The 24787-nt window shown below is 58.3% G+C and carries 18 protein-coding genes and 1 pseudogene; 8 read left to right on the forward strand and 11 right to left on the reverse strand.

What is annotated here, in order from left to right; genetic code table 11:
• Window positions 1-19: 19 nt before the first annotated feature.
• Together ACMFWR_RS15495 and ACMFWR_RS15500 are read right to left on the reverse strand one after the other, a co-directional pair.
• Window positions 20-337 (reverse strand): DNA-binding protein, encoded by a 318-nt coding sequence (locus ACMFWR_RS15495; protein ID WP_413192494.1) that lies wholly within the window; start codon window positions 335-337, stop codon window positions 20-22.
• Window positions 338-688: 351 nt separating this feature from the next.
• The gene (locus ACMFWR_RS15500) at window positions 689-1759 is read right to left on the reverse strand and encodes an FRG domain-containing protein (protein WP_413192495.1); all 1071 of its coding nucleotides are present in this window, start codon (window positions 1757-1759) and stop codon (window positions 689-691) included.
• A gap of 789 nt (window positions 1760-2548) precedes the next feature.
• Between ACMFWR_RS15500 and ACMFWR_RS15505 the strand changes: the two genes are divergently transcribed.
• From ACMFWR_RS15505 to ACMFWR_RS15525, 5 genes and pseudogenes are all read left to right on the forward strand, one after another.
• The gene (locus tag ACMFWR_RS15505; RefSeq protein ID WP_413192496.1) at window positions 2549-3754 is read left to right on the forward strand and encodes a DNA methyltransferase; all 1206 of its coding nucleotides are present in this window, start codon (window positions 2549-2551) and stop codon (window positions 3752-3754) included.
• A 42-nt stretch (window positions 3755-3796) separates the two neighbouring features.
• Complete coding sequence (locus ACMFWR_RS15510) at window positions 3797-4723, forward strand: Bpu10I family restriction endonuclease (protein WP_413192497.1); 927 nt, start codon at window positions 3797-3799, stop codon at window positions 4721-4723.
• Between the two features lie 922 nt (window positions 4724-5645).
• Entirely contained in the window at window positions 5646-5855 is a 210-nt protein-coding gene (locus ACMFWR_RS15515; protein WP_413192498.1) for a glutathione S-transferase family protein, read from the forward strand.
• Between the two features lie 111 nt (window positions 5856-5966).
• Window positions 5967-6191 (forward strand): annotated as a pseudogene (locus ACMFWR_RS15520) (tRNA uridine-5-carboxymethylaminomethyl(34) synthesis GTPase MnmE); the annotation flags it as partial.
• A 456-nt stretch (window positions 6192-6647) separates the two neighbouring features.
• Entirely contained in the window at window positions 6648-7670 is a 1023-nt protein-coding gene (locus tag ACMFWR_RS15525) for a diguanylate cyclase (RefSeq protein WP_413192499.1), read from the forward strand.
• A gap of 3 nt (window positions 7671-7673) precedes the next feature.
• On the opposite strand, the gene ACMFWR_RS15530 is transcribed toward ACMFWR_RS15525, so the two are convergent.
• Together ACMFWR_RS15530 and ACMFWR_RS15535 are read right to left on the reverse strand one after the other, a co-directional pair.
• Window positions 7674-9764, reverse strand: a complete 2091-nt coding sequence (locus ACMFWR_RS15530; protein ID WP_413192500.1) for an ATP-binding protein — start codon at window positions 9762-9764, stop codon at window positions 7674-7676.
• An 18-nt stretch (window positions 9765-9782) separates the two neighbouring features.
• A complete protein-coding gene (locus ACMFWR_RS15535) occupies window positions 9783-10937 on the reverse strand; it encodes a branched-chain amino acid ABC transporter substrate-binding protein (protein ID WP_413192501.1) in 1155 nt (384 codons plus the stop codon).
• Between the two features lie 1401 nt (window positions 10938-12338).
• Between ACMFWR_RS15535 and ACMFWR_RS15540 the strand changes: the two genes are divergently transcribed.
• A complete protein-coding gene (locus ACMFWR_RS15540) occupies window positions 12339-14531 on the forward strand; it encodes a putative bifunctional diguanylate cyclase/phosphodiesterase (RefSeq protein WP_413192502.1) in 2193 nt (730 codons plus the stop codon).
• A 535-nt stretch (window positions 14532-15066) separates the two neighbouring features.
• Here ACMFWR_RS15540 and cueO read toward each other — a convergent pair.
• Window positions 15067-16620, reverse strand: coding sequence for a multicopper oxidase CueO (cueO, locus tag ACMFWR_RS15545; protein WP_413192503.1), 1554 nt, complete (start codon window positions 16618-16620; stop codon window positions 15067-15069).
• A gap of 178 nt (window positions 16621-16798) precedes the next feature.
• On the opposite strand from cueO, the gene ACMFWR_RS15550 reads away from it, so the two are divergent.
• A complete protein-coding gene (locus tag ACMFWR_RS15550; RefSeq protein WP_413192504.1) occupies window positions 16799-18379 on the forward strand; it encodes a winged helix-turn-helix domain-containing protein in 1581 nt (526 codons plus the stop codon).
• A 333-nt stretch (window positions 18380-18712) separates the two neighbouring features.
• On the opposite strand, the gene ACMFWR_RS15555 is transcribed toward ACMFWR_RS15550, so the two are convergent.
• The 6 genes from ACMFWR_RS15555 to ACMFWR_RS15580 form a co-directional block, all read right to left on the reverse strand.
• Window positions 18713-19168: a nucleotidyltransferase family protein gene (locus ACMFWR_RS15555; protein ID WP_413192505.1), complete on the reverse strand. Its 456-nt coding sequence runs from the start codon at window positions 19166-19168 to the stop codon at window positions 18713-18715.
• Window positions 19169-19307: 139 nt separating this feature from the next.
• A complete protein-coding gene (locus tag ACMFWR_RS15560; protein WP_413192506.1) occupies window positions 19308-19778 on the reverse strand; it encodes a GNAT family N-acetyltransferase in 471 nt (156 codons plus the stop codon).
• 2 nt (window positions 19779-19780) lie between these two features.
• Entirely contained in the window at window positions 19781-20341 is a 561-nt protein-coding gene (locus tag ACMFWR_RS15565; RefSeq protein WP_413192507.1) for an isochorismatase family protein, read from the reverse strand.
• A gap of 517 nt (window positions 20342-20858) precedes the next feature.
• The gene (locus tag ACMFWR_RS15570; protein ID WP_413192508.1) at window positions 20859-21296 is read right to left on the reverse strand and encodes a carboxymuconolactone decarboxylase family protein; all 438 of its coding nucleotides are present in this window, start codon (window positions 21294-21296) and stop codon (window positions 20859-20861) included.
• Between the two features lie 216 nt (window positions 21297-21512).
• Window positions 21513-22061, reverse strand: a complete 549-nt coding sequence (locus ACMFWR_RS15575) for a DUF4863 family protein (protein WP_413192509.1) — start codon at window positions 22059-22061, stop codon at window positions 21513-21515.
• A gap of 98 nt (window positions 22062-22159) precedes the next feature.
• On the reverse strand, window positions 22160-22747 hold the full coding sequence (locus tag ACMFWR_RS15580) for an SDR family NAD(P)-dependent oxidoreductase (RefSeq protein ID WP_413192510.1): 588 nt from the start codon (window positions 22745-22747) through the stop codon (window positions 22160-22162).
• A 216-nt stretch (window positions 22748-22963) separates the two neighbouring features.
• Between ACMFWR_RS15580 and ACMFWR_RS15585 the strand changes: the two genes are divergently transcribed.
• On the forward strand, window positions 22964-23965 hold the full coding sequence (locus ACMFWR_RS15585) for a cupin domain-containing protein (RefSeq protein ID WP_413192511.1): 1002 nt from the start codon (window positions 22964-22966) through the stop codon (window positions 23963-23965).
• The last annotated feature ends 822 nt before the right edge of the window (window positions 23966-24787 follow it).

Consider the following 24787-nt stretch of genomic DNA (forward strand, 5'->3'; position numbering starts at 1 on the left):
TTGGCAGCTCTCCGATTTACTAGGACCGCGCCGTAACGTGCAGCGTAAGACCGGCGCGGCGCTGCAAGTGGCTGATGACGCTAAACAGGTTGCGCGCCTGCGGATTGCCGGTCGGGCCGAACATGCGGATCAGGCTCTTGGGGACCAGCCCGGTTTCGACGCCGAGTCGCTCGAAGCCGACGGTCGCCTTGATGTAGTCGCGCAGGATCGCTTTGCCGCTGTCCACGTCGCCGGCCAACATTGTCTCGATGCCTTCCTTGAGCAGAGCGTTGCGGAATTTACGATCGGCCTGCACGCGTGCCAATACGGTTCGTTTGAAGTCACGTGTTAGCGCCATAGCGCTCCACCATGTTGCCCCGAATAGGTAGCGTTTATATTGCCACATATCAACATGAGTTTGCCGCGTTCGGTACACCCCTTAACGCGGCCGTGCAGCAGGAAGACGATGGTGCTGCGTTCAGCGCTCACGATGGCCAGAGGGGTACCTAGGCTGTCGACAGCGCCTCTGGACTCAGCCCGACCCACCTGCGACATTCGAGAGGACGAGTTGGATGTCGCAAAGCAGCCGCCCAGCCCGCGTCGCTGAGTAAAACGAGCGTGGCCATCACCATCGAACGGCGCCCACGACTGGCGTCAGACTCACCCGGCCGAACGGTGCTGGGCACGGGAGTACTCGGGAAACGGATCGTCAGGGTGACTTAATACATCCGCCGCTGTTGCGTCCGCTTTCCCGCTCCTCGCGCACGACTGGAAAAGCGACGCGATGTGCATCGAAGTCTGCCTCCAGCCTGGCAGCCTGTGACTCTGCCAACGCGATCTCGCCGGGCTCGAGCTTCAGCCTCACTTCCTCGCACCCGATGCCGAGTTCCTGCTGCAGGAGATCTATCCACTGAAGGAGCCTAGGCGGGGTGACCTGCACGCCGTCCTTGGCGGCCGCGTGGCGAACGGCTGAGTCGGTCACGAATTTCCGCGCATCAACCCTGCCAACGAGGCTGGCCAAACAGTCGTCGGGATAAAGCCAGTCGCCTTGGTTGAACTTGTCGAAAAGAACTTGGGAGGCTGGCAACGAGTGCTCGAACTCGATGATCTGAACTAGCTTCGGCAAATGCCGGAAGTCTTCTCGGCCTATCTCGAACGTCCAGGCGTGCTGGCGAGCCGGACGAAGCCCTGGGCCGAAGCCGACCGGCTGAAAGTGCCGCGTGTATCCGGTGCCGATGCTCTGCCAGTCGAACTTGAACATGACCCCACGCCCCGATGCGGCCGGCTGGAATCGTTTTAGGACGCGGTTCCACTTGGCTACTGCAAAGAATGCCGCGACTTCGATGTTGGAGGTGACGTCGAAAAGGGATGTGGGAATGCCGTAGTGCTGCGCGAGTGCGTGAAAGTCGACGTTGAATCTACGACGACGTGCGACCTCCATGAACGGATGGTCCTGCATTAGGAGTTCAAGCTCCGCGACTCGGAACTTCTCCAGAAACTTGAGCGCGGCAGCCTTGCGTGTGCCAGGCTCGACGCCCCGCAGAAGGGGCGGCCCGGAGGTTGGATAGACGCTGGACTCTCCCCGGTACATAGCCACGTCGCCATGAGGTCGCCCCGGCAGAAACGGGAAGGCTTCGCTGGGCACCATCTTCACCGTCTCGCGCCAATTCGTGAGCATGAACTCAAGGAACTTGCCGGGCCGAACGTCCTCGTCGGCTCCGAGGTAGTCAAGCGCCGGGTCAGCGGCGCGAAGTTGCTGTACGACTCCCAAAATATCCATGGCGCTCTCCGGTTCGTCCGCCCAGGCGACGCATACTGGCATTAGATGCCAAGTTCGAACGCCTATGCAAACTTTGGAGCGAAGGCAAGCTCTGCCCCGAGGTGACCGCGTCATGTCCGCTTAAACGCATGGTCGATGCAATGCCCGTGATCGGTGAACGGCCCATCCTTGGAAAGGGTGCAATTTCGGTTGCGACGTGAGGGGGACTCGTTGCGATTGCCATGTATTGGCAATCGCCAAAGCGGACACATAGCTAGGACCGCTTATGGCCGAACCCGGTCCCACGCGGTCGGCTCAACTCGACCCTCAACTGTCACTCGCCATATCCGCTTGCAATGGCCGATTCCAAGAAGGAGCGGCCGTTCATCTATTTAGGTGGTGACTTCACCGTCGGCAAACTGAACCGCCAGATTCACAAGACTCCCTCGGGCGTCAATCACACTGGGTGAAGGCTCGACCACGCGCAAGTCTAGGCGATAGTTGCTGCTAGCTGCCCACCGAAATGTGCAAGGATGTCGTAACACGCGAGACAATTGCGCGCGCATGAGAAACGGGCGCGGTGACACGAGCTACGTTGCAGACAACAGGCACGGCTTGTTCACCGAGGCCATCCAATAGTCATCGCTCGCCGTTGCCACGAACTGAGAAGTCCGTTCAGGAATCGGCGGTGCAATGCAGCTTTTTGCCCACCGGGGTAGCCAACGGCGCCAAGTCCAACGCGGTGCGCTATCATCTCAATGTCTCGCGGAGTGGCCGCCCGCCGCCCCTTCTTCTTCCAAGGATTTACAGATGTATCTCGAACCGGAACGTCGTCTCGACGAAGACTCGTTCCCCGTGTTCCAGCTTGAAAGCTCAAGACTGAATATCACCGAAAAATCGCGTGCAAGTCGTTTGCCTTGGCGAGGACAGTTTTCACCGCTGCTCGTCGAGTATTTGCTCGAAAAAGTCTGCCCGGATGCTTCGGTGGTTCTCGACCCGTTCTGCGGGAGCGGAACAGTATTGTTCGAGGCCGCTCAGCGAGGTAGTGTTGGAATAGGCTCCGAGGTTAACCCAGCGGCTTGGCATCTTGCTTCTCTAGCATCGTTGAGCGGCCGGCCAGCGGCCGAATATGCTCGGCTGAAGTCCACCTTGCTGAATATGCGATCAACGAACGCTAGTTCTGATCTTTTCTCTTCGGATCAATCGCCCGAGCATGTCATAGATGCGGCTAAGGGTCTTGGCAGCGATCCGGCGCTGCAGAAATGTCTTACGGCCGCCATATTGCTTGGCATGGGCGACAAGCCTAATTTAACGCACGATCTCCTCGCACGCGGAATTTCAGCTGTCGCAAGCTTGCTTGACGAACTCAAGTGCTACGACGGGTCCGCAAAGTGTTTTCTCGGTGACGCGCGTAGTTTGGCCATCGACTCTGAAACTGTTGACGCGGTAGTCACGTCCCCGCCCTACATCAACGTGTTTAATTACCACCAGAATTATCGGCCCGCCGCGGAGTTATTGGGCTGGCACCCTTTGAACGCAGCTCGCTCGGAGATAGGCGCCAATCGCAAACATCGTCAGAACAGATTTCTGACTGTCGTCCAATATTGTATGGACATGGCACAGGTTCTGAACGAGTTGGCGCGAGTGTGCAGACAGGGAGCGCCCGTCGTTTTTGTTGTGGGTAGGGAGTCGAACGTGCTGGGATGTTCGTTCCGAAACTCCTACCTCATCGAGAGCCTTATGACGGAGAGCGCGGACTATCAGGTCCTGCAAGCCGAAGAGCGTGTGTTCAGCAATCGCTATGGGCAAGACATATACGAAGACGTGATAATCGCACGGCGGGTTGGCTGCACTCCCATCACTCTAGACTTCGCGCGATCGCTCGGACAACGGGCCCTAACTAATGCTTTGGGTAGCGCGCCCGAAAAGAACGCGGAAGCGCTTCAAGAGGCGATAACAGGCTTCAAGAAAGTACAGCCATCGCCACTGTTGGCTTTCGACGACACACCGTACTAGGCCGCTGCAAGAACACGCACATAGAAAGAGAAAGGTCAAGCAATGCAAGTAGTCCATCCCGCGACGCACGGAGACAAGCTCGTCGCACTTAGCTCAAACAACAACCTCCCTGACCGAGACATGACTCGCGTCGATCTCGCGATTCAACGCTACGGCGAGTGGATCGGGATCCTCCGAGAGGCGCAAGGCGAAGGCGACGAACTGTTGGCAATATTCATAGACGCGCTGAACTCGTACAAACGGTTTATCGACTTGGATCTGATTTACGATGCTGACGACAGTTTCCTCTATCGTCAAAACGGCCAGCTGAAACTGTCCAACAGCGTCCTCGAGGAGTTCCTGCCGTATTTGTTCGATGCGCGACTGGTTCCGGGTCTCAATCGCTTGGGAAATATCGTTTGTGGACCGCATTCTTCGTTTGCAGGGCTCAGCTTTGGGTCTCCGTTCCTCGGCCTTGGAGCGCCGGGCGGTGTTTTTCTAAAAACGAAAGATCAAGATTTCTCGGTGGCGAAGACACATCGGATGACCATCACGGACGACCCTGATGGCGGATCGATATTCAGCAAGAAATTTTACGTTTCACACTTCGCAACCGAGATCAAAACGAATCTTGATAAGACTATGTTTCAAGAAGCGTCACAGACCTCGAACGAGTTGAAGCGGGCGGTGCCGGGTTCGCGATATGTACTGCTCTGCGAATATCTCGATATGACGCCCATAACGACGAAGCTAACCTCGATCGATGAGGTCATCGTCTTACGTAAAGCAAAGCGCCTGGCTTCAAACGTCCGAAGTGATTTCAGCACCAGCGAAGGCAGGCGACGCGGACGTGATGCCTACGTTCGTTTCCTAGACAGCAGTCCGCTTCATTTGAGTAGCTTCAAACGATTCATTGCGCACATAAACGAATGTTTCCCTGAAACGGAAGATGACACCATTGATACGGTGCTCGGACGAGGCTACTTTTAGCCTCCAATTCGACACCGCGACAAGTGTTGTCCTTCACGAAACATGTCGCAGATTCAGCGCAATCTGGGAAAGCATCCGAGAAATCAGCTTCACGCCATCCATTTCGGCTAAATCCGATTTCGCAGCAAATACTTGAAATACTCAGACGCCGGGCTCGTGCTGCGTGCTCACGCGTGCGTGTAGCGGACCTGATGACAACTCGCAACGATTCACGGCCGCACGTCGTCCAGTATCACGTCGTGTGCAACGGCGGCTGACAACCGCCCGCCGACATTTGGCCGTGTGCGTCGGATGCCTGCAAGAGCCGGGTTGCTCCCATCGGACATCCGGCAGGTTTCGAAGGCGAACCGGCCGTTGGACCGACCGCCTCGTGGGTCGCGCGAACGGCAACTATTGGCCGGGTTGCGGCAGTACCCCGGCGATTTGCTCGCCAGAAACCGGTCATCGAGCGGGAGGGACGAGGCCTTGGCTATTCAAATTGGAGGGCGACCGCGATCGACGGTTCGTGACTGCGTTTTTCCCGATGCGGTCGGAGTACGTCGGTATCGACCCCGTCCACGGCAGTGCGTCGGCCGGCGCACTTCAAGAGCGAATTGACGACTTTAATTCGCGCCCCGAAAACCCATACTGGCTATGGTTTGCCCGGCTGTCGGGGCGAACGAAGTCCCGAATTGACGACCTTTATAGTCGCAACGTTGACATCTTTAATGCGGTCTACGAGTGCTCGAGGCCTGAATTCGGCAACGAGCTGCAGAGGAGACCGAAGGCATCGCCCTCTTTCCCAATAAGGACGGCAAGCCGCTCACCGTGCCCACCCTCGGGAACATCGTACGCGACGCGCTCACGGCGATCGGCGTGGAAGCCGAGGATATGAGTCTTCGGCTGTTACGTAATACGGATTGTCGGCGTCGGTTACTCGCGGTTGGACAACTGGCTCAAAGATGGGCGCACGTATCTCACCGGCAACGGGTTTACGGTGATCGATGCCTACGTATGGGCATCGATGTGGCATGAGCGTTCCGGCGCTCCGATTCAGCAGTTGTCGAATTTGTTCGCATGGAAGGCGCGGGTCGAAGAGCGCCCTTGCTTGAAGGATTGCGGCGGCTTGCGGGCGCGCTATGCCAGAAACTAAGCCGGAAGGCGCCAATTAATTGCCCACACTGCATAGTCAGATGCAGCTGTCGGTGTGGCGCACGCCGTGGCTGGCTTCGCAGATTCCCCCTTTGCAATCGTGGCGATGTCGCGCGCTGATGGCGTCCGGCTCGCGGAGCCGGGTGAATCTACGCGGCGTGCCTTCCTCGACGACAAATTCGACCTTGCTCAGGCCGAAGTCGTTGCCTACTTCATCAAGGAGAGCTCCTACGTCGGGGTTCAATCGACGAGGCGGCCACTCGATGATGTACTTTCGAAAACTGTGTATGCGCTGGTCGACGACGTCATCGTTTTGAGAATGCTTGTCGAAGACACGCCGATCAATATCGCCAGACGCTATTTAAAGGGTTCTAGCAGCGCAGACATGGGACGCGCCCTCGAGGCCACGCGTCCGAAGAAAAAAAGACGCCAATTGCGCTATGGTTCATAGCATCGTCGGCGCTTGCCCCTTTTTTCAAGCACCCGGATGAACAGGCACCCTTGTTTCCGCCACAAACCCTAAAGTTTTCTCGCAACTTGCCGACAGACAGACTGATTGCAAAATACCCGGCGCACCGCGGTATCTAAGGTCAAGGGGCCGCGTGTATCAAGGGGCACGTTACCTTCGACAACAATATTGGTTGACCACGCGATCCGGTACGATACGCCTCGCAAAACTGGAACGATTCCAGCCTATCCATGATGGTGCTTCCTCTTTGACTGTGTTGCGCGCCACGAGCGTCGTGAACACGGATTGTCGAAGCGCCAAGACGCTGACAATCACGACGCACCTATGGACGATGAACTGAATTTCGCCGACGAGACAATGGATGCGGAGGCTCTGGCGTCGCCCTCCCCGTGGCGTGTTCTCGTCGTCGACGACGATCCGGATGTCTTTCGAGTCACACAACTCAATCTGAAACGCTTGCGTTTTCGCGGTCGTACCGTCGAGTTGCTGGTCGCATCGTCGGGTAAAGATGCGCGCGAACTGCTGCGAAACGAACATGACATCGCGCTGGCGCTGATCGACGTCGTAATGGAAAACGAAGTCGCCGGTCTGGATCTCGTGCGATCCGTGCGCACCGACCTAGGCTTGAGGGAGACGCGCATCATCCTGCGTACGGGCCAACCGGGGCAGGCACCCGAGCAGGATGTCATTTTCGATTACGAGGTCGATGGATATGTCGCCAAGGCGGAAATGACGGCGGCAAAGCTTACGACGGCGGTCGTGGCCGCGCTGCGTGCGTATGAGACGCTCTGCGAGTTCGCAAACCTGTCGCGCGAACTCGAGATGCGCGTCGCCGCGCGCACGTGCGAGCTCGAAAAACTTTCGATGATAGATCCGCTGACCGGCGTGGCGAATCGCCGCCACTTTGAAGCACGGGCCGATATCGAAGTGGCGGCAGCTCGGCGTGATGGGCTACCGCTAGCTATTGTCGTCATGGATATCGATCACTTTAAGCGCGTCAACGACGACTACGGCCATGCGGTCGGCGATGCGGTCCTTCAGCGCTTCGCTCGGGTCGTTGAGTGTCACGTGCGACCGTCGGATCTGATCGCCCGGATTGGTGGCGAAGAATTCGCGCTGTTGCTACCCCGCAGCGACCACGAGGCCAGCGTTGCGGTCGCCGAACGTGTGCGCACCGCAGTGGAGCAGGAGCCTTTCGACACGGTGGCTGCGTCGCTTCGCGTGACAGCGAGCTTTGGCGCGGCACTCCTTGCGCCCGGTGACGAAAATATTACTGCGCCTCTGGCAAGAGCCGATGCCGCACTCTATCGTGCAAAGGCCGCAGGCCGGAATGTCGTCCTAAGCTAAAAATCACGAAAGGCCTTCCGTTGTCGCTGCGACGGCCAGAGAAGGCGATTCGGCTCCGAGCTGCAACGGCAAGCGCAAGACAAACCTTGTGCCCAGGCCAACCACGCTGCGCACGTCGACGTTTCCGCCGAGCTGGCCCGTGATCAAGTTGTGGACAATATGCAGGCCGAGGCCCGTATTACCCGAACCACGGTTGGTCGTAAAGAACGGGTCGAAAATCCTCGGCAGCACGTCTGCGACAATGCCGCTACCGTTATCCTCAACGGTGATCTCGACGTGTTCAGCCCCGGCCGCACAGACAGAGACGGTTAGGGTTCCGGTGGTACGGCCGGGCACAAACGCATGGGCAAGCGCGTTCTCGATCAAATTGATCAATATCTGGCTCAGCGAACCAGGTACGCCGTCCATTTCGATCCCTGCCGGAATATCTGTGACAAGCGTAACCTTCGCGCGTTCGAGGCGATGCTGCAGCGTATGCAAGGTTTCCTGCAAATGATTTCTAAGATCGAAACGACGTCGCTGTCCACTCGTCTGATCAGCGGCGACCTGCTTGAAATCATGAATCAGCTGTCCGGCCCGTTGGCAATTGCGCGTCAGGATGTCTGCCAATTCCTGGTTGGTCACCAGATAGTCGTCGAGATCGCTGCGCTTGAGTTTGCCTGTCGAGATGAGTTCCCTGAGTCGGACAGCTTCGTCGGCCGCTTGTGACGCTGCTGCAAGCGCGATTCCAACGGGCGTGTTGATTTCGTGGGCGATACCCGCGACGAGCTGGCCGAGGCTCGCAAGCTTCTCGGCTCGCACCAAACTCTCTTGTGCTTCGGTAAGTTGAGCGAGTGCCGCTTCGGCAGTCTCTTTGGCGTTTTCGAGAGCGCGCTCGCGCCGATCCGCCGCCGCTGCGGTCGCGCGAAACACGTGAAGCGTGGCTGCCATGCGGCCCACCTCGTCGGCGCGCTGTTCAGGCAGATCCCCCGTCAGGTCGCCCCCTGCGAGCCGTAGCATCGCAAGTCGGATCAACTCAAGCCGGACCGCAACATTACGAAACACATAGAGCCAGACGATTAGTAACGAGCAGATCAGGGCAACGATGGCGACCGCAATCATGCGGCGCGTGCTGCGTTCTGCCACATCGACGGCATGGCGCGTCCCGGCGGTCAAGGCGTTATCGTCCTCGGCAACTAAATGATCGACTTTGTCGAGCAACTGCTTCGAGATGTCCGCGTTCTTGTCGAGCAGTTGCGAGCTGCGTGACAGCAACTCAAGCTCTCGACGGCGTAAAGGGATAACGCCGTCCGGTGCTTCAGCCAGTTCGCCAAGAACAACGGCGGCGTCTCGGACGGCTTGCGTAGTGCCGGTCAGACTGGCGGCATCGTCCCTAAGATTCGCGAGCTCCCGCTTTAGTACAACAGCCTGGAGGTTGAGTTCCGACACACTCGGACTCTGCGCGGCGTCGGTAAGCAAGCGATAGACCGCAGCGAATTCGAGCTGTACACGGTCGAAGTTATAGAGCGCTGCCAACTGTTGACGTGAATCCCGTGTCTGAACTTTCGCGACGACGCCAATGGCCGGCGCCCCTGATACCGTGTGGGCGACATCAGATCCGAACACGCGTCGTTCGGGTTCGGCCACATGCTGGAAACTTAGGTCGGAACTCGCGACCGCAGAGACCGCTGTCGACACTGCCGCGCGCACCGCAAGGCGTTCACGTGTCGTCTCGACAAGTGCATGAATATTGTCGAGCACCTCATTGACCAGCGTGAGCACTGCCGCCTGCTCAGGTGTGCGGCGTTCGTTGAGTGCTCGTTGAGTGGAGGCCAGACGTTGTTCGGCCTGCTTGATCTCGTCGATCTGTTGCTGGAACAGGGCCGGGTCCAGCACTGTTGAGATGGGGCGGGCTGCCGTGATAGCAACAGTAATGGCGCGTTCTGCCTGCCGAGCAAGGCCACTCGACTGGACGATCGCCGAAGCGCGTTGCTGTGTGACTTCAGAAATAATTCCGGTCACTTGCGTCAGGCCTTCGATCGCCGCCGCGGAAGCGAGCACGACGAAACCCCAGACGATCGCGAATGCCACCAGCAGCACACCTCGAATACCCATCTTTGCGCTCCTTCGGCGTCAAGAGGCTGCAGCGAAAGCGTGCTCGATCTTGCCGCCCTTCCACCGATACCAGAGCCAGTCGCCGGGTGTGCCTTGCACATCGCCATGCGAGTCAAAACGCACCGTGCCGATCGTGCTTGCAAATTGATCGGAGTGGAGCACCTTCGCAACCGCAGCCGTATCGAACGTTCCGGCTTTGCGAACAGCGTCCGCCCATACTTCGACCGACGCGTAGGCAAGCACTGTTTGTCCGCTGAATTCCACACCGTCGCGGCGGGCCGATTCCATCAACGCGCGGCCTGCGGGAAGATCGAGCGGATTCGGCGAGAAGGTAAAAATCAGGTTCTCGCCGGCTTTGCCGGCGGCGTCCCAAAAACTTGGCGCGACCAACGCATCACCGGCAAGGATGGTCAGATGCAGGCCCGCTGCCGACACTTCGCGTGCGATCACGGCAATGTCGAGGTCGTAAGCGCCAATGAACACGGCTTGAACTGAGGCTGCCTTCATCCGGCGGACTATCTCGGAGTATGTCTGTGCACCCGGCTTGAAGCTTTCGCTCAAGACTGGATTGATGCCGCGGGCTTTTAAGCCATCGCGGACGACATCCGCGAGCCCTTTTCCGTAAACCCCGCCATCGTCAAGCACCCCAATCCTTCCGTGCGGCCACGCCGTTGCAATCCGGCTTACTGCTGCGCGGCCTTGGTTGTCGTCGCGTCCAACCATGCGAAACACCGTTGGCAAGCCGAGGTCGGTCAGACGGGGGTTCGTGGAGGTTGGCGAGATCTGTACGATTCGCGCTTTCGCATAGACCGGCGCGGCGCGGATGCTACAGACCGAACAATAGTGGCCTATGACGACAGCCGGTCGCTCGTCAACAATTTGCTGAGCGGCGGCTTCAGATTGATCGGCATCGCAGGCGTCGTCGACGATGCTAAACGTGAGCCTTTGCCCGAGCAGACCGCCTTTGGAATTAATCTCACTGATGGCGCGTCTGACGCCGGCTGCGTATTCGATACCGTGCGCCGATTCCGATCCGGTCATCGGCCCGACAACAGCGACTTTCTGGTCGGCCTCGGCCGATGATGAAATGGCGAGACTGAAGAACACGGCAATCGCGATAGCGAAACCATGGCTATAAAATGCTGGAATTGCGCGAAGCGGCTTACGACCCATGATGATGGTTCTCTGATATGCCGAGTGGGAGCGTTTGGCGATGCCATGTCGTTGGCGGCTGAATCCTCAGCCAAACGCTTGAATCTCTTCCGGCGCAGGTGAGATCGTCACGAACGCGCTCTAGTGCGCCGCAGCATGAATTACGGCCGCCACACTGAGTTCTTTAGGTTTCGTTGAAACTCTTTTTTGGCGACCGGATTGCGGCGGTCGACTCGGTCAGCCCTGCTCTTTAGAAGATTCCAATATGAGGATCTGTTCCAACGCTTTCTCCATTCCGTTGTATCGCGCTTTACGTCACCACGTTTGAGAAATGAGCTCAGCAAGTTCATGCTATCTATTGCGCTATCCCGGGCGCAAACCGCTGAACGGTCCCGTGGCGCTCACTGGCAGCCTTTCCATCCTTCAGACCAGTCTACGCTGCGCCCTGCTACACACGAGACGAGCGGCGACGGCGACGTAATTTGCGTGTGTTGCCTTCGCGACTGGCAGGAAGTCGGCGTGGGGGGCACGCCGCACGAAATGCTACTCGCGCGGTTACGCGCATCGGTCCACCTCAATCCTCCTCTTCTAACGTTTGCAGGAGGGCGTTACGCGCCATCAGAATCACTTAGAGATCGCGTTCGCGTGCACGAGGGATGGCTATTCGAGAAACGGCCAAGCATCTCCGGATATTTGCCAAGAGGCATTGCGAGCCGTTATCGTGTATCCGTCGTCGTGGGAAGAGGCCTGAGGCTTGACTACCGCCGGCAATCGATATCGAAAGCGCCATGCATGGCCAACGTTGTCCCTGACGTGCGCTTGCAACTCAGATGCCTGGCACGTGCGGTCCGGGATTCAGTCATTGCGAGCATTGGTGCAACTTTTAGGTCGACGACGCAAAAAGAGACACTCAGCGATGCCCGCGAGCGAGTCCCGAAACCGAATAGAGTGTCTTGCGCGCGCTGCTCCTGAAGCTGATGCCCCAATGTGCCTACAAGGCCATAGTGACTACGACCACGTCGCCCAGCTGAGCGTACAGTGGGCTAGGTACGACAACTGTCCATGTCCTGCGCCGGAGCAAATAAAATCATTACCCGATCCAATCAACCTACCGGATTGGACGATACGAATTCCATGCCCTGGATTATGGCCCTTGACCCTGAGTCATAAGCGCCAGCATCGCTGTATTTAGTTTTTTGGGGTTCATGGCACTCAAATTGCGGGTAAAGTCATCATTCGTGAGTTTCGAGGCCGCGGGGCAGAAATATCCAATTTTGTCGTATTCGCGCGATTCACCCGAGTAAGATTTATTTCGTTTCCCGGCGCGTATGGGATGATCCGCAAATTGCGGGATAGTTGTCTTTACTGCTCGCTGATTGATTATTGTCGGTGAGGCGTGTTCCCTAAGCGTGGAGACTTTTCATGAAGTGTCCCCCAACGTCGCAACAAGAGGCCGAAAGGCTGATAGCGTTATCCAAGTACGGCCTTGGCCGAGATAGACCACTACCGAGTCTGGATTCCGTCGTCAGCATCGCCGCACGTATGTTCGGAGTGCCGGTTGCCGCCGTGAATCTTGTCGGCAATGACCATGTGTTCTTTGCGGCGGCACGGGGCATCAATGCCGCTGAGGTCGATATGGGTCGCGATGCGTCATTTTGCGCACACGCGATGCTACAAAGCGATGTCATGGTTGTGCCAGATGCCACACGCGACGATCGATTCCATGACAATCCACTTGTCACGGGTGTCACCCACCTACGCTTCTATGCTGGGGTGCCCATTCTGTCGACCGACGGCCTGCCTTTAGGGGCGCTGTGCATCATCGACCAGAAGCCGAACTATGACTTCTCGGACGACGACGAGGAGCGCTTGCGGGATCTAGCAAAGATGGCGGCCGACCGGCTGGAGCTTCGGCGTATCGAAATCGCTATGGAAATCGAAGCTTCGAAAAAGAATGTGATTGACGCTAGCTCTCCGACGGCGATGATTCGATTCGACGAGCATGGTCGCGTCGTCAACTGGAACGCTAGCGCGGCTGCGCTTTACCGGTATGACATCGACGACTGGTCGACGTTGACGATCGAGATGCTTTCGCCAGAGCGAGATTGGGAGTGCTTGCATACACTCATCGCGCAGGCCATCAAACAAGGCTCGGTCGACGGGCTCACGATGCCGTCACATGTCCATGGGCTTTGCAGCGACGGCAGCGAATTCTTACTGGGCATCTCACTTTTCTGCTGGCGCGAGGATGACCAGCTTACATTCAGCGCACACTTACAGGATCTGTCAGGTTCACACAACCCAAGGATGTCGGGCCGAATGATTGATACCGATGTCCTGACGGGCGCGGCGAGCCGCGCGAGCTTCTATCAGGAGACAGAACAGGTACTCGAAGCGGCTCGTTCCGCTGCTGTCCTGATACTCGATTTAGACGGATTCAAAGACATCAATGACGAACTAGGACATACCGCGGGTGATCAAGTGTTGGTCGAGGTGGTCCGACGCATGAAAGAAGTCATCGATGCGAACGACACGGTTGCCCGCATAGGTGCGGACGAGTTTGCCGTGCTAGCGAGCGGCCCCAACGTTCCAGAATACGGGCGCAGCATTGCCGAGCAAATAAGTGCCACCATCGCCGTACCGATGCAAATTGATGGGTTTGAGGTCCGTGTCACCGCTTGTGTCGGAGTCGCGCTTGCCCCCGAACATGGACAGGAGGCACTTGAAGTCATCGGCGCAGCAGATCTCGCCGTACGAAAAGCGAAGCGCACAGGCCGCGGGCACACCTTTATCTACACACCGGCGCTTCGGATGGAAACGGTGGCAAAGCGGCTGTACAACATCGAATTGCAACGCGCGGTCAGCGACGGCGAGTTCCTTCTTTTCTATCAGCCGCAAGTGCACCTCGCTACCGGTAAACTGACCGGCGCAGAAGCGCTAATACGTTGGCGACACCCCCAGCGCGGTCTTCTTTCTCCCGCGGCTTTCCTTCCGTCTCTTGAACAAGGACCCTTAGCGTCAACCGTGGGCGCCTGGGTACTTGACGAGGCGTGTGCCCAAGCGGCGTTTTGGCGCAGAAACGGACTGCCCGAGCTTCGTATGGGTATCAATATTTTCGGGATCCAGTTCCGCGTCGGTCATCTTGTTGATGACGTTCTCGAGGCGCTGAGACGACATGGGCTTCCGCCGCAAGCGATCGAACTCGAGATCACAGAAAACATCGCGCTCGATGACGACAATGTCTTGAACGCGATCGAGCGTTTGCGTGAGCATCATGTCGGCATTGCTTTCGATGACTTCGGGACAGGTTACGCCTCGTTGAGCTTGTTGAAGAGATACCCGCTCACCCGTCTCAAGATTGATCGATCGTTTGTGCTTGGCATGACGAAGTCAGATAGAGACGTCTCGGTTATTCAAGCGATCCTCAACATGGCGCAGAGTTTTGACCTCGACACAACCGCCGAAGGCATTGAAACAGCAGAACAAATCAATACACTGCGCCGCCTCGGTTGCAGTGAGGGACAAGGGTACTTTTTCGCCGCACCATTGCCGGCGCGGGAATTTACCCAGCGGTTTGCTACCGAGCGCCGGTACTCCGCGATCGCTTGCGCGTGATGGAATGTATCAATGACACTCTGGTTCGTCGAACGTATGCGTGTCGCGTGCCTTATCGAGACCAAGCGCGGCGATCCATTCGTACACGATCCGGGCACACTGCCGCGTCGATAGATGAGTCGATCAATGTAGCCGGCTCGGGAAAAGAAAATCGTTCGGTTGTAGTCCACGCGCCGCAATCCGAGTCTGGGCGCTTTCACAGGTCTATTCCGTGATTTCAAACTGGATGGGCCGCTGGGTCTTCCGCTGCAACCCAATAGCTCGGGCCGCGACTTGAATGCCGTGGCAGATGCCACGAACCGAAATGCGCGTAAGGTTGCATGCGCGCACTTTGCCTTCTATCGCGAAGTCGAAGATCGCCAACTCTCGAACGTTCGCCGTCATTTGAAGCCAACGGAGACGAGTCCGCAGCATTTCGGAACATGTCGTGTACCGCGAGGGCTGGAGTGCAAAAAAACAGAGCGGGCGTTCTTGTCCGAAGCACGTACACGATTCCAACCCCGAGACAGTGGGCGACATGGCGAAGTCGGTGCTTTCAGGCCACCGTAAACTGCGTCATCATGCCGGAGTCCTCATGCTCGAGAATATGGCAGTGCGCCATGTACGGCGCATCGGCTGCCGCCGGATGAGGAAAGCTCACCAGCAACTCGCTGGTACCAGCATTCATGATCGGTGCGATGTCCTTCCAGCCAGCGCGATGCGGCTGCGGTGGCTTTCCATTCTCCAACAGGATGCGGAACTGGCAGCCGTGAATGTGCACGGGATGCAGCATCTTGTCGTCGCCTTCGGAAACCCGCCAGCGCAATCCGACGCCGCGACCGGCAGTGAACCCCGGTTGGTTCAGCGTGTAGGCCTTGCCGTTCACGCCGTTGAGCGCGAGCTGCTCGGCAATCGACAGGGCTGGCTGGCCCTCGATCAATCGCGTAACGCGGGCGATGACTTCCGGTGCGACAGGCCCTGCAGGCGCCATCCCCATCGTCAGGCCGGCCTTCATCAGCGGCATCATGCCCGCCTCATCGCGGAACATATTCATGACTAGCTCCTGGCTGACTGCGGGCGGCTCTGCCGGCAACGAGGGAAGCGACGCCAGTACGTCGGGAAGCTTTCCCTTTCCCTCCGCCTCTTCGGGCCGAATGGTCAACAGGCGCACCGGCGCATCGAAAGGAGGAAGCCGCATGATGGCAGCGCCTTCGGGCTGCGTGACCAGGTCGAACGGCTTGCCGGAACGGCAATCCACCATCAACTCGAAGCGCTCGCCGGCGTGGATGATGAGCTCGTTCACCTCGACCGGACGCTCGAGCAGTCCGCCATCGGATCCAATAACAAAGAGCGAGCGACTGTCCGACGCACTCAGCCGATAGCTGCGCGCATTCGATCCGTCCAACACGCGCAGTCGCACCCAACCGCGCGCGGTGCGCGCCTCGGGATATTCAATGCCATTGACCAGCGGCCGGTTGCCGGTGTATCCGTTGATCGCCGTGATGATGTTCATCGTGTCGAAGAAGGCCCCATCACTGCGGAAGCGGCGATCCTGGATGATCAACGGAATGTCGTCGATGCCCCAGCGCGAGGGCAACTCTAGCCGATCCGTCTCGTCGCTGTCGACGATCAGGAGGCCGGCCAAGCCCTTGATCACCTGCGCTGCGGTGGAGGGATAGAAATGCGGATGAAACCACAGCGTCGCGGCGGGTTGGTCGACGAGCAGCGTGGGTCTCCAGCGATCACCGGGGGCGACTGGCCGGTGCGGGCCGCCATCGACATCACCAGGAATGATCAGCCCGTGCCAATGCAAGGTCGTCGGCTCGGGCAGGCGGTTGGTAAAGTCGATCGTCACCGACTGACCGCGCCGCACGCGCAACGCCGGCCCGAGGAAGGCTCCGTCATAGCCGTAGGTCGGCGTGCTCCGGCTCGGCAGGAAACGTCGGGTGGCGCTACGCGCGTCGAAGGCAATCACGCCCTGCGCATTGGGTCTGCGTTCGTGGGGAATGGGTAGGCTATTCCGGCTGTTGCTGGCCCAGACGGGGCGCGCTGCGAGCGCACCGAGTGCGGCAACGGTCAGGAGCGCCTCACGGCGCGACATAGGCGTCATAGTGATTTCCTGGGATATACGCTAAATCGCCGAGTTCATTGGTCTGTACGACTATCGAACTCGATAAGTCTAGGTTGTGGCTGGGTGGAAGTCCCGAACAGCAGGCGAACTTTTGCCGAGATTTAGGCGTCTCTGGGTTCGGATATCATTTGCAGGGACGAACGGGAGCGGACCAGCCATGAGTGCCGAGGATCGCGCAGTCTTCCGATTTGACGAATTCGCCCTGGATACGGCGAGCGGCACGCTGCGCGGTGCGGGCGGGGCCGAAATTATGTTGCGCCCGAAGGGTTACGCGCTGCTGCTCTATCTCCTTGAACGCCCCGGCGTATTGCATTCGCGGAATGCGTTGCTTGATGCCCTCTGGGCTGGCCTCGCGGTGACCGATGACAGCCTGACGCAATGCGTGGGCGATCTGCGGCGGGCACTTGGCGATCGCGCGACTTCCGTGCTGCGTACCTTGCCGCGTCGTGGCTATGTGCTGGCGACGCCGGTGCTGCGAGACATTGCCCCGGCGAATACTCGCGTCCCAGCTCTAGCACCGCCTAAACTGGAGCCTGGCGCATTACTGCCTGATTGTGACCTTTTGGTATTCGAGGCCCTCGAGCCGCAATCGAACGACGTCGAGGCGCAGCGTTTCGCCCGCTTCCTCGGCGCGGAGTTATTGAGGTCCTTTAGCCGATCCGAGATGGTTCTGGTCCAGACTCGGGCGACGCAGCCGTTGCCGCCCGAGAGCTTTCTCCTGTCTGGCGCGGTACGGTGCGGCGGCGAGCAACCGCAGCTATCGCTGCTGCTCGAAGAGGCTGACAACGGCCGAGTTGTGTGGGCCGATCAGGTGAGCCTCCCTCCTCCGAATCAACGTGAGGAGGCCTTGGCGGTCCTCTTCGCGCGGTTGGAGACGCTGGTGATGGCCGAAGGCTTACGCCGCGCCCGGCACAAGCCGGTGCCAGCGCTCAGGGCTTATGACTTCGTCCGGTTAGGCGCAGCGCTTTATGGCCGCGGAAACGAGGGCGAGAAGCAGGAGGCAGAGCAGCACTTTCTGCACGCCATCGCGATGGACCGGGGGATTGCAATTGCGCATGCCTACATTGCGATGATCCTGATGAACCGCTTGCACGTCACGCGCAGCCAAGACCGCACTATCGAAAGCCGGAGAGCGCTCGATTTCGCTCGACAGGCGGTCGAGTTAAAGCCGCGGTCTGCCTTCGCTGTGGCGGCATTCGCGTATGCGCTGGCCCGATCGAGGCATTGGGATACGGCTGCGGAGAATGCCCGCATGGCGGTGGGGCTTAGTACGCTGGCCTCCGTCGGTCCGCGCACGATGGCCGCAGTTGCACTTCTGATCAGCGGCGAAGCCGACGAAGCGCTCCTTGCTCTGCAACCAGCGATCGCGCTCGAATCGTTCGGCGCTGCCGGACCGCGGACCGCGTTCGGCACCGTGCTACTAGCGACAGGGAAGCGTGAAGAGGCCTTGGTCGAATTGCGACGCGCCGCTTCGCATCTGCCCGATTTTCCACCATGCCTACGTTCCACGGTCGTCGCGGCCGTCGAATTGGGACGGTTGAACGAAGCGCGGGAGGCGCTGGCGCGGCTACGCCAGGTCGATCCAGAATGGATGGGCAGCTTGCGGGAATTCCTGTCGTTCATGCGAGATGGATTAATCATCGACCGCTTTGTGAACGCCTTCGCGGCCTGCGGTGAATCGGTGAGGAATTCTGCGGGGCCTTCGCTGACAGCGGCTGGCGGCACGAATCGAGGTTAAGCTGAGGACGTTTGACCGGGTGCCGTAGCTTGAGATCGACATCCACGTCTAGACCGGCAAGACGCTTTTGCTTCCGCTGTCGACCCACTCCGGTCATACGAGCCTCTCAAAAGCGGTCAGTCAGCCGAATCAGGGTTTCCCGGACTGGAGCACCGTAAAGCGGACGTTGATGACCTCACCCGATCGGCCAGGAGCGGGCATTGAATGCTGAACAGCGAATGTCTCGTCCCGGCAGCGGTGCGGCCGTTGACACGGCTGCTTTGTGGCGATCTATGGCCGTGCGTTGATTGACCATGCGCGATGTCGACTGGGCCGATTGGTAGATGTTTCGGTTCAGGAAGGAACGATGACCGCTTGCGGCCAGCGTTCGCGGTACCGCTTCTGCTCGACACGCTTCCGATAGGTGGCCACGTCGGCACGCAATGGATTCCAGCGCACCACCATGCCGAACAGGTCTTCCAATCCATAAGGCGCGATTACTCTGATTGAGTCGTCAGGGAGTAAAGACAAACCGACTGACGTGGCGTATTCAGGCCACGACGCAGTTGCTTCCTCGAGCGACTGCAGTGCCGGAACGGTAAAACCAAATGCGCCCTCGTACCACGTGTGGACTGCCGCTTGGTTAGTCACTTCCCATGGAAGTTGCGCATGGGCGCTCACGAGTCGAGCCCGAAGAAGCGCTTCATGTTCTTTCGAAAGATCAGTCTCGTCGAAGTAGGCGACATCGATATCCGGCAATACCGACGGCTCTTCATATTGATGTAGCGAATCCCACACGAGGTTGCGCACCGCTCCAGCACCGATGCACCAGGACGACAGGTTAAGACTTCGTACGGATACAAGCGCGGGCCAAAACCACGATGAGTTTCGGGCAAGGCTCACGAGGCGGGCTTCGAAGTCAGGTGACGGCATAAGAGTCAGATGATGTTCAGTGCGTAAGTGAAAACTGCCTGCGATACTTCACGAATGCTCGCTTTGCATCAGATAAAAAACCCACGCGTTCAAAAAATCGATGCGCATCCACTCTCGACGCGCTGCTCGTCAACGTGATTTTTGAACAATCTTTGTCGGCGCAGAATCGCTCGATCTCGTGCAAAAGCTTTTCACCGATTCCGTTTCCGCGATGCTGCGTGTCGACCACAACGTTTTCCACGACCGCAAAGGGCTGATCTCCGTACATCACATCAAAGCAGAGAGATACCAACGCGGTGGCAACGACCTGGCCGTTCACGTCGCAAACGAAAAGACAGGTACGCGGATCATGAAGAATTGTTTGGATTCGACTGCTGTCTACTCGCACGTGAGGATCACTAACCAACTGCCGATAGAGCGCGCCGATTGCAGATGCGTCATCGGGAGCCGCATTCCGAATTGTCAAAGCGGTGTAATCGTTCGACATCGCTAATTCGAACGTTCGAACTTAACGTCTTTACTCTGGATCACGCCACCCAGCCGCCCCGGCGCCCTCTGACTACTCCAATACAGGTTGGTATGGGTTACGACGGCGCTCGGCGGTGGTGCTCCCCATCGCGACATGTCCTCTGTCGTGTGAGCATCGCTGACCAGCGTCGCATCATAGCCTCGCGCGAGAGCGCCATGCAACGTCGAGCGAATGCACATATCGGTCTGTGCACCCGTCACAATGAGTTTGCCGACATTGAGATCTGCGAGCACGTCCTCTAGCTTCGTACCTTCGAACGCGTCGCGATAACTCTTTTCCACGATAGCTTCATCTGGCAACGGCGAAAGCTCGCTGACGATTTGCCAAGCGTTGCTTCCCGACTCTAGATCCTCGTCGGAATGCCGAACCCAAACGACCGGCACCTGAGCGGATCGAGCCCGGTCGACGAGTGTGCTAACTGCGCCGAGCACTTCGTCGCGGCGATGTGCATTCGCGACTACTCCAATTTGAAGATCAATCACAACGAGGGCTATGTTGTGCCGGCCGGCCAACGTGGTCATGGGCAATTCCTATGGTCGGAAAATAAGCATCTTAGCGGACTCCGCGATCTGTCATGGTAGACGGCTTAGCCGCCATGAGTTTGCGCGAGATGGTCCGCGAGGATCGACTGCGAAGAAGTTCGTTCTGGCTAAGCCAAGTGTCGGTTCTCCGCTCCGAAACGGACGTCGAGCACGGTCCGTCAGCCGGCCGAATTGGGTCGGGTCGCGTCAGCCCCGTCCTTCAACTCGTCGCCGAAAAGCGGTCGCCCGAATTTGGTCTCTCGAAAGCGGTCTGTCGTCAGCGCGTACTCCCGACCCACTTCGGTCAGATGCTTTTCTCCGAACCGGTCAGTCGGTCAATCTCAGGTTTTTCGAACCGGAGTGTTCGCAAGCGGCCGTTGGCGACCTGACCCCATCGGTCAATCACGGACAACCTCCCACGCGGATAGCGCGCCGGGCATCGAACAGCGCGCGGTGCAATCGATGCGGCGCAACCCCCGGAGGGTACCTGAACGCAAAGGGCTTTGTGACTCGTTGTTCAAACCGGCGTCTTACGGAAGGAAATCGCAAAGCGGTTCCAGGTGTTGATCGCCGCAACGAGCAACGTCAGGTCGACAATCTCCTCGTCGTTGAAATGTGGCTTGACCGCTACCCAAACCGCGTCAGGTACGTGATCGTACGACACGAGCGTGACGGCTTCCGTCCATTCCAGCGCGGCACGCTCGCGCTCCGTGAAGAATGGAGTTTCTCGCCAGACGACCACGGTCGCCAATCGGCGATCGGTTTCACCGGCGTTGCGTGCATCGTTCGCGTGCATGTCGACGCAGAAGGCACATCCGTTGATCTGTGACGCACGCAGGCGCACGAGTTCTCTAAGAGACTTTTCAAGCGATGACTTGCCGATCTGCTCTTCAAGCGCGAGCAAGGCTTTGATTGCATTCGGGCTGGCTTCAGCGAAATTGAGGCGCTGGTTCATGTTGGTTCCTAGGGATGGTTTAGAGTAAAGCGCGACTGCGTCACCCGGACGAGTTGCGATGGGGTGCCATGCGGAGCACTCTCGTGCAATTGGTGCAAGCCGTCGTTGCACACACCAATTCGCGAGATCCGTGTCGAGTCGCGTGAGGAATACTGCCTGCCGACTCAGAAGACCAGTCCGGATCCCGCCCGGCCACGTCGCTTCGCTTGGCGTGTTTCAATCCTGCGGCTTGACGTCGAACGCAATCCGCCCAGCAGGCAGAAAAGTTAGGGAGATCACGGCGCCACCCTTCACTTCCGGAAAGTGGTGGCTGCCCGGCGCGGGAGCGGTCCAGCCGCCATAGCACCAGCCGTTCGGACCTGCGAGCGCGGCGCCTTCATTGAGCGGCACAACCAAATTAATCTCGCCATATGGGTGCAAGTGATAGCCCGCGCGAATGCTGCTCTCAGGGTTGTCCTGGGCGTTGTCGGTGCTGTCCAGCAGCACCGCTGTGACGCTGAAAAAATACGTCTCCGCGACGGGGGCACCGACTTGTGAGCGCCGATAGCGCGGCCCGGCAATTTCAGTGTCGGCCGCCCAGCCTTCCTGCACGCCCACGGTGGCCAAACGTGCCAACCCCTTGTACAGCTCGCTTCCAACACCGTATTTTTTATTGAGCCATTGCTCGACCGCATTGCCCGGGGTCATGTCTTTGACCTCTTGCAGCAAAGGGATAAGACAAGCGACAAGTTCGTTTTTGTGACTTGCGAATTGAATCTGAGACATATCTGACATAGCACCTGTGAACAATGGCGAGGCCGATGGTATGACGCGTAAAGCACCCTCTGGATCGACGACGGATGGAAGCAGATTGATCGCCTTGGTTAGTCGAGCCCACCGCTCACTGGAACGTAGTGACCGGTGGTGAAGCCCGCACCCAGGCTAGCCAGAAATGCCACCGTTTGGGCTACGTCAGTGGCTCGTGCAGGGCGTTTCATCGGTATCGCCGCGGCGATCGCCTGCAGGCGTTGGGGTGGGATCAACCTATCCGCAGTGCCGCCCTCCACCGTAGTAGGTGCGACGAGATTGGCGGTGATTCCATGCGGTGCTAGCTCCAGCGCGATGTATCGTACGAACTGGTCCAAGGCCGCCTTGGCGGTCCCCAGCGCAATCATCCCCTCACGCGCGCGACGCGACGCGACGGTAACGCACTCATATAGATCAATCGCTCGTGGCCACGAGAGATCATCCCCGGCACCACTGCCTTCGTTATCAGGAATGCGGCACGCAGTTCGGTGTCCAGCTTGCCCCCGAGTTGCTCCCAGCTCAGGTTGGCAAACGAGCTGATGGCATACGGCGTCAGCGGCGCTGTCGCGGTGGTTGACGACGACCCGGTGCCCTTGTGCCGCCAGAGTCAGCGCAATGGCCGCGCCGATGCCACGGCCGGCTCCGGTAATCAGTGCGATTATCATGAGGACACCTCCAGGTTCTTGCGATAGCTGCTGCTCTTTGCCGCATGAGCGATCGGATCTACGTGGAGAAGGCGTTCCACATGGGTCAATTCAATTGAGCACATCAGCGACGTAACTCCTTTGTCGGGCTAGGAACGAGGCACGCCCGCGTGTTCCTACGGCGAGAAACACCAGGTGTTGCGTCGTGGACCCGGAATGGCCTCTTGGTCTGCGTGAGTGAAGATTCTTGCTCAGATAACGCGTTCGATCCATAATCAATTAACCATTTTTTCTATCGAATCGTACAAATCTCTGATGGACCCACTCTCCGACGTGTTTTCGCTGCTGAAGGTCAAAAGCGTGCTTTCGGCGCGCTTTGAAGCGGCCGAACCTTGGGCCTTGAGATTTTCTGCCTATCGCCATATCAAATTCGTAGGAGTGCTAAAGGGTGATCGATGGGTGTGGATCGAAGGTGTCACCGCCCCCGCGAAGTTGAGCGCGGGGGACTTTTGCCTACTCACTGACGGCTTACCCTACTGTTTCGCCAGTGATCCTGGCGTGGAACCGCACGACGGGGAGAAAGTGCTTTCCGACAAGATTGGGGCGGACAGAATTGTTCGCCATGGACAGGGAGAGATGCGTGCGATCAGCGTCGGAGGTCTGTTTGAATTCGACGGTGACATGAGCGGGTTGATGCTCAATATGCTGCCCCCGCTTGTTCTCGTTTCCGCGAATTCTCCGGATGCCAGATCGTTGAGTGCGGCGCTCGAATTGATCAGGGCGGAGACAGAGTTCGTTCGCCCCGGAGCGGCCGCGATTGCAAGCAGCGTCGCGAATATCGTGCTGGTAAATATCCTGCGGGCCCATCTCGCCGCAAACCCTAGATCAGCAGGCTGGCTTGGCGCGTTGGCAGATCCAAGGATCGGCGCCGCGCTCAGGATGGTGCATGAAGAAATAGCGCGCCGCTGGAAAGTGGAGGAACTCGCGTTGAAGGTCGGCATGTCACGCACCGCGTTCATTGACCGTTTCAAGGATCTTGTGGGCTTGCCTCCGTTGGAGTACCTGATCCGCTGGCGCATGACGATTGCGCGAGATGCCTTGAAGACGGGTAACGACAGTCTTTCGAGCATCGCAGCAGCAGTGGGCTACGCTTCCGAAACGACGTTTAGTTCGACTTTTAAAAGGATGTTTGGTCAGAGTCCCAGCCGGTACCGCTCGGAGGCACGAAGCAGGGTTTGATTGCGATGGACGCGAGCGCCGATAGCCACCTCGACTGAATCCTCTCGGTGAGTCTTCGCCGCGCTAGTCAACGAATCGTTGGTCGCCGGGAGCAAGTAACCGGTTTGCGGCATTCAGGGCTGTTTACAGGGAAGATGTAGAGGGCGCAAATGGGTCGGGCTGAGTCCATCCGCGCTTCGAACTTATCGCCGCAAAGCGGTCATCGGTATTTTGCTTCCTTATAGCGGCCAATCGCCAACGCGTACTTCCGACCCAATTCGGACTGTTGATGCGTTCGCGTCAATGTCCGCTACACATTCAGATGCTGCCGCTCGTTACCGGCTGCTCTGACTATCGACCACTCTCCCGATCCGCTCGTAGCTTCAACGGCACACCGTGGCGTGCGCTCAGCTGCCACAACGATCTTCGCAAGATTTTGACCGTGCGCGTTTACGAGGTCGCATCCGAGACGCCGTTGAGCCTGGCCACTACGTTATCGGCGCGGTTACACAATAAGGTGTGGCTTAAACGGGGAGATCAGCAAACGCTTCACAACGGGATTGAGAATGCACGAAGCAATAGGTTCGGCACCTACGGCCGACGCGACTTCGCGCAGAGATACGCAGAGGTCGTGCCGACGGCGTGACCGCGTCCACAAACAATGGACTCTTCTAGAGTCGGATACGCGTTGCGTGCATAAAGTCGCGGAAGATTAGGCGTCGTTTGATATCCGCAAAGAAAGGCGTCGACCATGCCCGCCGTAGGGCAGTGGCGATGGTTTGCCGACTCTACACGCAGTAGAGCAGAAGCGACGCCGCGGAAGAATAAGTGCATAAAAATCGC

This window comes from Pararobbsia alpina, from assembly GCF_965118125.1.
Taxonomy (GTDB): domain Bacteria; phylum Pseudomonadota; class Gammaproteobacteria; order Burkholderiales; family Burkholderiaceae; genus Pararobbsia; species Pararobbsia alpina_A.

What these genes read in the sequence shown, in the direction of transcription:
- ACMFWR_RS15550 (WP_413192504.1), top strand. Translation starts at nt 16,799, where the DNA reads ATGAGTGCCGAGGATCGCGCAGTCTTCCGATTTGACGAATTCGCCCTG.
- ACMFWR_RS15540 (WP_413192502.1), top strand. Translation starts at nt 12,339, where the DNA reads ATGAAGTGTCCCCCAACGTCGCAACAAGAGGCCGAAAGGCTGATAGCG.
- ACMFWR_RS15580 (WP_413192510.1), bottom strand. Translation starts at nt 22,747, where the DNA reads ATGATAATCGCACTGATTACCGGAGCCGGCCGTGGCATCGGCGCGGCC.
- ACMFWR_RS15525 (WP_413192499.1), top strand. Translation starts at nt 6,648, where the DNA reads ATGGACGATGAACTGAATTTCGCCGACGAGACAATGGATGCGGAGGCT.
- ACMFWR_RS15500 (WP_413192495.1), bottom strand. Translation starts at nt 1,759, where the DNA reads ATGGATATTTTGGGAGTCGTACAGCAACTTCGCGCCGCTGACCCGGCG.
- ACMFWR_RS15570 (WP_413192508.1), bottom strand. Translation starts at nt 21,296, where the DNA reads ATGAACCAGCGCCTCAATTTCGCTGAAGCCAGCCCGAATGCAATCAAA.
- ACMFWR_RS15510 (WP_413192497.1), top strand. Translation starts at nt 3,797, where the DNA reads ATGCAAGTAGTCCATCCCGCGACGCACGGAGACAAGCTCGTCGCACTT.
- ACMFWR_RS15530 (WP_413192500.1), bottom strand. Translation starts at nt 9,764, where the DNA reads ATGGGTATTCGAGGTGTGCTGCTGGTGGCATTCGCGATCGTCTGGGGT.
- ACMFWR_RS15560 (WP_413192506.1), bottom strand. Translation starts at nt 19,778, where the DNA reads ATGTCGAACGATTACACCGCTTTGACAATTCGGAATGCGGCTCCCGAT.
- ACMFWR_RS15565 (WP_413192507.1), bottom strand. Translation starts at nt 20,341, where the DNA reads ATGACCACGTTGGCCGGCCGGCACAACATAGCCCTCGTTGTGATTGAT.
- cueO (WP_413192503.1), bottom strand. Translation starts at nt 16,620, where the DNA reads ATGACGCCTATGTCGCGCCGTGAGGCGCTCCTGACCGTTGCCGCACTC.
- ACMFWR_RS15505 (WP_413192496.1), top strand. Translation starts at nt 2,549, where the DNA reads ATGTATCTCGAACCGGAACGTCGTCTCGACGAAGACTCGTTCCCCGTG.
- ACMFWR_RS15535 (WP_413192501.1), bottom strand. Translation starts at nt 10,937, where the DNA reads ATGGGTCGTAAGCCGCTTCGCGCAATTCCAGCATTTTATAGCCATGGT.
- ACMFWR_RS15495 (WP_413192494.1), bottom strand. Translation starts at nt 337, where the DNA reads ATGGCGCTAACACGTGACTTCAAACGAACCGTATTGGCACGCGTGCAG.
- ACMFWR_RS15575 (WP_413192509.1), bottom strand. Translation starts at nt 22,061, where the DNA reads ATGTCTCAGATTCAATTCGCAAGTCACAAAAACGAACTTGTCGCTTGT.